5 protein-coding genes are annotated in these 5510 nt (G+C 75.3%); 3 read left to right on the top strand and 2 right to left on the bottom strand.

The genetic code is table 11. The annotated features are described in order from the left end of the window. Together KBX39_RS21525 and KBX39_RS21520 are read right to left on the bottom strand one after the other, a co-directional pair. Window positions 1-731, bottom strand: a 731-nt coding sequence (locus tag KBX39_RS21525) for an alpha/beta fold hydrolase (protein WP_210872187.1), incomplete at its 3' end; no start/stop codon positions are given. Then, window positions 728-1621 (bottom strand): SDR family oxidoreductase, encoded by an 894-nt coding sequence (locus KBX39_RS21520; RefSeq protein ID WP_064446160.1) that lies wholly within the window; start codon window positions 1619-1621, stop codon window positions 728-730. The genes KBX39_RS21520 and KBX39_RS21525, both read right to left, overlap by 4 nt. Before the next feature lie 143 nt (window positions 1622-1764). Between KBX39_RS21520 and KBX39_RS21515 the strand changes: the two genes are divergently transcribed. From KBX39_RS21515 to KBX39_RS21505, 3 genes are all read left to right on the top strand, one after another. Further along, window positions 1765-2505: a response regulator transcription factor gene (locus KBX39_RS21515; protein ID WP_104112809.1), complete on the top strand. Its 741-nt coding sequence runs from the start codon at window positions 1765-1767 to the stop codon at window positions 2503-2505. Next, the gene (locus tag KBX39_RS21510) at window positions 2483-4015 is read left to right on the top strand and encodes a cell wall metabolism sensor histidine kinase WalK (RefSeq protein WP_210872185.1); all 1533 of its coding nucleotides are present in this window, start codon (window positions 2483-2485) and stop codon (window positions 4013-4015) included. Before KBX39_RS21515 ends, KBX39_RS21510 begins: the two co-directional genes overlap by 23 nt. Before the next feature lie 45 nt (window positions 4016-4060). Beyond that, window positions 4061-5510: glycosyltransferase family 39 protein (locus KBX39_RS21505; RefSeq protein ID WP_210872182.1), on the top strand; the 1450-nt coding region annotated here is incomplete at its 3' end.

Genomic DNA, 5510 nt, shown 5'->3' with positions numbered 1-5510 from the left:
GGCACGTGGCCGCTGCCGGGCAGGTCCAGGTGCCGCGCGGCGGGCAGCCGGGTACGCGCCAGCGCCGCCTGCCGGTAGGGCAGGATCCGGTCCCGGGTGCCCCACGCCACGGTGACCGGCACCGTCGGCGCGCCCGCGTAGGCGTACCCCCGGCCGGCGCGCGCGACGGCGCGGAACGCCCGCGCCTGGCGCAGCGCGCGGGCGTCGGCGACCGCGTCGTCGAGGGTCATCCGGTTGGGCCGGGCCAGGATCATGCCCATCGCCAGCATCCGCAGCGCGGGCGCGGCGAACAGGCGGCGCAGCACCGGCTCGGGCAGCCGGGCCGCGTTGCGGTGCAGGGCGAGCACGGTCAGCGCCCAGCGCAGCTCGCGGGCGGTGCAGAACCCGGCCGGGGACAGCGCGGTGGCCGAGGAGACCGCGCCGAGCGCGGCGAGTTCCAGCGCGATCGCCCCGCCGAGGCTGTTGCCCGCGACGTGCGGGCGATCCAGCCCGAACGCGGCGAACAGCTCGACCATGGCCGCGGTCAGGCCGGGCATGTCGGCGGGCAGCCCGGTGGCGGGCACCGGGGAGCGGCCGAAGCCCGGCAGGTCGACGGCTATCACGTCGTGCGCCTGCGCGAGCCGGTCCAGCACCGGCCGCCAGGCGCCGCCGTGGTGACCGATGCCGTGCAGCAGCACCAGCGTGGGCCCGGCGCCGCGCCGCTCGTAGACGACCTCCACCGGCGCGGTCACGGCCGTCCCTGCGGCGTGCTGGGGCCGAAGCCCCGCCCCAACGCGCGGGCCTGTTCCTCGATCAGCGGCACGGTGGCCCGGGCGGTGCGGCCCACCAGCCGGTCGGCCAGCGGACTGACCAGCACCGACCGTACGGCCTGCACGCCGGCGACGGCGCGTGGCACGTACACCCGGCGGCTGCGCCGCTCGATCGCCCGGACGAACGCCTCGGCGCACTCGGCCACCGTCGTGGTACGCCGCAGCGGCCACGGCAGCTTCGTCAGCGCCGTTTCGAAGGCCGGCAGGTCGGCGCGCGCCTCGCGGACCAGGTCGGTGTCCACCCACGACGGATGGGCGGTGCCCACCGCCACGCCCCGGTGCGCCAGCTCCAGGCGGATCGCGTTGCCGAACTGCTCGACGCCTGCCTTGGAGGCGCAGTAGGCGGCCATGCCGGGCAGCGCGGCGAACGCCGCGGCCGAGGACACGATCAGCAGGTAGCCGCCCCGGTCGACGAGCGCCGGCACGGTCGCGGCGGCGGTGCGCATCACCCCGATCAGGTTGACCTCGACCGTACGCACCAGCGCCTCGACGTCGCCGACGGCGATCGTGCCGCGGTTGGCCACCCCGGCGTTCGCGACCACCGCGTCGATCCCGCCCAGCGCCGCCACGGTACCGTCGACCGCCTCGGCCAGCGCCTGCTGGTCGGTGACGTCGGCGGCGAACCAGGCGTGCCCGGGACCCAGCTCGGCGGCGAGCGCGGCGAGCCGGTCGGGTTCCAGCCCGACCAGTGACAACCGAGCGCCGCGTGCGGCGGCGAGGCGGGCGGTGTGCTCGCCGATGCCCCGGGCCGCGCCGGTCACCAGCACCACCTTGCCGGCCAACCGGCCGGAAAAACGACCGTCGATGGACATGCCGGGAAGTTACCACCGGGTAGCCCGGGTGTGGAAGACCCGGCCGGACCTGCCCGGATTCGAAGTCGGCCGGCGCGCACAGCTGGTACACAGGATCGGGACAGCCCGGCGACAGCGGGTCCGCCCACGATGGGGGCATGGTCATGAACGGGCAGGCCGCGCAGGGCCGCATCGAGCTGCACCGACCGGACGGCGAGCCGGTGCGGGTGCTCGTGGTCGACGACGAGCCGACGCTCACCGATCTGCTCGCCATGGCCCTGCGGTACGAGGGCTGGCAGGTCGCGACCGCCGGCAACGGGATGGCGGCGATCAGCACCGCCCGCCAGTTCCGCCCGGACGCCGTGGTGCTCGACGTGATGCTGCCCGACCTGGACGGCTTCCAGGTGCTGCGTCGCCTGCGCGAGGAGTCGCCGAGCGTGCCGGTGCTGTTCCTGACCGCCCGCGACGCCGTGGAGGAGCGCGTCGCCGGGCTCACCGTCGGCGGCGACGACTACGTCACCAAACCGTTCAGCCTGGAGGAGGTCATCGCCCGGCTGCGTGCGCTGCTGCGCCGCTCCGGCTTCGCGGTCGCCGCCCGCCAGGAGGCGGTGCTCACCGTCGGCGACCTCACCCTCGACGAGGACAGCCACGAGGTACGCCGAGGCGACGACCTGATCACGCTCACCGCCACCGAGTTCGAGCTGCTGCGCTACCTGATGCGCAACCCGCGCCGCGTGCTCAGCAAGGCGCAGATCCTCGACCGGGTCTGGAACTACGACTTCGGCGGCCAGGCCAACGTGGTCGAGCTGTACATCTCGTACCTGCGCAAGAAGATCGACGCGGGCCGCGCGCCCATGATCCACACGCTGCGCGGGGCGGGTTATGTCCTCAAGCCCGCCGAGTGACGCCCGCGGCCGGCTGCGCCGCCGCCTGGCCGGCTGGTCGCTGCGCCGCCGGCTCGTGCTCTCCGTGGTGGCGCTGCTCGCGCTGGTCAGCCTCGGCATCGGCGGCCTGACCACAGTCGCGCTGCGGCACTTCCTGATCAACCAGATCGACAACCAGCTCACCTTCGGCGACCGGCGGCCCGCCGACTTCGAACGCTGGGCCCGGCGCGGCATCGACCCGCCGCGCCCGGACCAGCGGCCCACCCCGCCGAACTCCGACGAGGTCGCGCCGGACCCCCCGGGCGGCTTCCCGCCAGGCTCCATCGCGGTCCGGGTGCCCGGCGCCGCCGAACCCGTCGGCCGGGTCCGGTCCGAGAGCGGCGGCAGCGAGGAGGTGCCCGCCGCCGACCTGACCGCGCTGGCCCGCGTACCCGTCGGCGACCGCCCGCGCACCGTCGTCGTCGGGGACCGGGGGGACTACCGCGCGGTCGCGCTGCCCTCGCCGCGCGGCGACGGCGACGTGCTGGTCCTCGCGATCCCGCTGGCCCAGGTGGACGACACCGTCATGTGGATGATCGTCGCGCAGGCCGGGGTGATCGGCGCCGGCCTGGTCATCGCCGGCGCCCTCGGTCTGCTCATCGTGCGGGTCACGCTGCGCCCGCTCAACCGGGTCGCCGCCACCGCCGCCCGGGTCACCGAACTGCCGCTCGATCGCGGTGAGGTCGCCCTGTCGGTGCGGGTCCCGGCCGCCGACACCGACCCCCGCACCGAGGTCGGGCAGGTCGGCGGCGCGCTCAACCGGATGCTCGGCCACGTCGCCGCCGCGCTCTCCGCCCGGCAGGCCAGCGAGACCCGGGTACGCCAGTTCGTCGCCGACGCCAGCCACGAGCTGCGCACCCCCCTCGCGGCCATCCGGGGGTACGCCGAGGTGGCCCGCCGGGGCCGACAGGAGGTCCCGCCCGACGTGGCGCACGCGCTACGCCGCGTCGAGTCGGAGAGCACCCGGATGACGAGCCTCGTCGACGACCTGCTGCTGCTGGCCCGGCTGGACTCCGGCCGCCCGCTCGCCGCCGAACCGGTCGACCTGACCGCCACGGCGGTGAACGCGGTGAGCGACGCCCACGTCGCCGGCCCCGACCACCGCTGGCAGCTCGACCTGCCCGACGAGCCGCTCACCGTCACCGGCGACGCCCACCGGCTGCACCAGGTGCTGGCGAACCTGCTCGCCAACGCGCGGGTGCACACCCCGGCCGGCACCACCGTCACGGTCCGGCTGGCGCCCGCCGCCGGCGGCGTCGAGCTGCGCGTCACCGACGACGGACCGGGCATCCCGGAACAGTTGCAGCCGGAGGTCTTCGAGCGGTTCGCTCGCGGCGACAGCTCCCGCTCCCGCGCGCAGGGCAGCACCGGCCTCGGCCTGGCCATCGTCGCCGCCGTGGTGGAGGCCCACCACGGCCGGGTCGACGTGGTCAGCCGGCCCGGCCACACCGCGTTCACGGTCTGGCTGCCCGGATCCACAGCAGACGCATAGGTCACTCACGGCAGCGGGCCAGCGGACGCTCCGAGGCTTGCCGGCATGGACAGAACCGAGAGCCTGCCGACCCCGCCCACGGCCGGTCCACCCGGCGCCGAGCCGGCCCCCGCGCCCGTACCGGAGGAGACCCGCGCCGACCGGTGGGCCCGCCCGGCGCTGCTCGGCCTGCTGGCCGCCACCGCGTTGCTCTACCTGTGGGGTCTGGGCGCCTCCGGCTGGGCCAACGCCTTCTACTCGGCCGCCGTGCAGGCCGGGTCGCAGAACTGGACCGCGTTCTTCTACGGCTCGTCCGACGCGGCCAACTCGATCACGGTGGACAAGACCCCGGCCTCGCTCTGGCTGATGGCGCTCTCGGTGCGGATCTTCGGCTTGAGCAGCTGGTCGATCCTGGTGCCGCAGGCGCTGCTCGGCGTCGCCTCGGTCGGCGTGCTGTACGCGACGGTCCGCCGCTGGTACGGCCCGGCCGCCGGACTGCTCGCCGGGACGGTGCTCGCGCTCACCCCGGTGGCGACGCTGATGTTCCGGTTCAACAATCCGGACGCGCTGCTGGTGTTCCTGCTGGTCGCCGCCGCGTACGCGACGGTGCGCGCGGTCGAGACGGCGAGCACCCGGTGGATCGTGCTGACCGGCGTGCTCGTCGGGTTCGGCTTCCTCACCAAGATGCTCCAGGCGTTCCTGGTGATCCCGGTCTTCGCCGTGGTCTACCTGCTGGCCGCGCCGACCGGCCTGGGACGGCGGATCCGCCAGCTCCTGCTGGCCGGGCTCGCCGTGGTCGTCTCCGCCGGCTGGTGGGTGGCGATCGTCGAACTGGTGCCGGCGAGCGCCCGCCCGTACGTCGGCGGCTCGCAGAACAACAGCATCCTGGAGCTGACGCTCGGCTACAACGGCCTGGGCCGGATCACCGGCGACGAGGTGGGCAGCGTCGGCGGTGGCGGCGGACGGCCCGGCGGCGGTGGACCGTTCTCCGGTCAGACCGGGCTGCTGCGGATGTGCGACACCGAGGTCGGCGGGCAGATCTCCTGGCTGCTGCCGGCCGCGCTGATCCTGCTGGTCGCCGGGCTGTGGCTGGCCGGGCGGGCACCGCGTACCGACCGGACCCGGGCCGGTCTGCTGCTCTGGGGCGGCTGGCTGCTGGTCACCGGACTGATCTTCAGCTTCATGTCCGGGATCTTCCACGCCTACTACACGGTCGCCCTGGCTCCGGCGGTCGGCGCGCTGGTCGGCATCGGCGTCACAGCGCTGTGGCGGGCCCGTGCCGGCGCCGCTTCGGCTGCACCTGGCCCGGCCGCAGCGGCCCGGTGGCGTGGGTTCGCCGCCACGCTTGTCCTGGCCGCCACGCTGGCGGTCACCGCCTGGTGGTCCTGGCACCTGCTCGGCCGCACCCCCGACTGGTACCCCTGGCTGCGCCCCACGGTGCTCGCAGTGGGCCTGACCGCAGCCGTCCTCCTGGCCGCACAGGCGTTCCTCACCACCGGCCCCCGCCGGCCCGTCC

The sequence above is a fragment of the Micromonospora sp. D75 genome, assembly GCF_018070405.1.
Classification (GTDB): Bacteria; Actinomycetota; Actinomycetes; order Mycobacteriales; family Micromonosporaceae; genus Micromonospora; species Micromonospora chalcea.
The sequence above is the reverse complement of the archived record's forward strand: the minus strand, read 5'-3'. Positions and strand labels throughout refer to the sequence as shown.

Bases quoted from the DNA above. Each gene is read 5' to 3' on its own strand.
- KBX39_RS21520 (WP_064446160.1), bottom strand. From the start codon at position 1,621: ATGTCCATCGACGGTCGTTTTTCCGGCCGGTTGGCCGGCAAGGTGGTG.
- KBX39_RS21515 (WP_104112809.1), top strand. From the start codon at position 1,765: ATGAACGGGCAGGCCGCGCAGGGCCGCATCGAGCTGCACCGACCGGAC.
- KBX39_RS21510 (WP_210872185.1), top strand. From the start codon at position 2,483: ATGTCCTCAAGCCCGCCGAGTGACGCCCGCGGCCGGCTGCGCCGCCGC.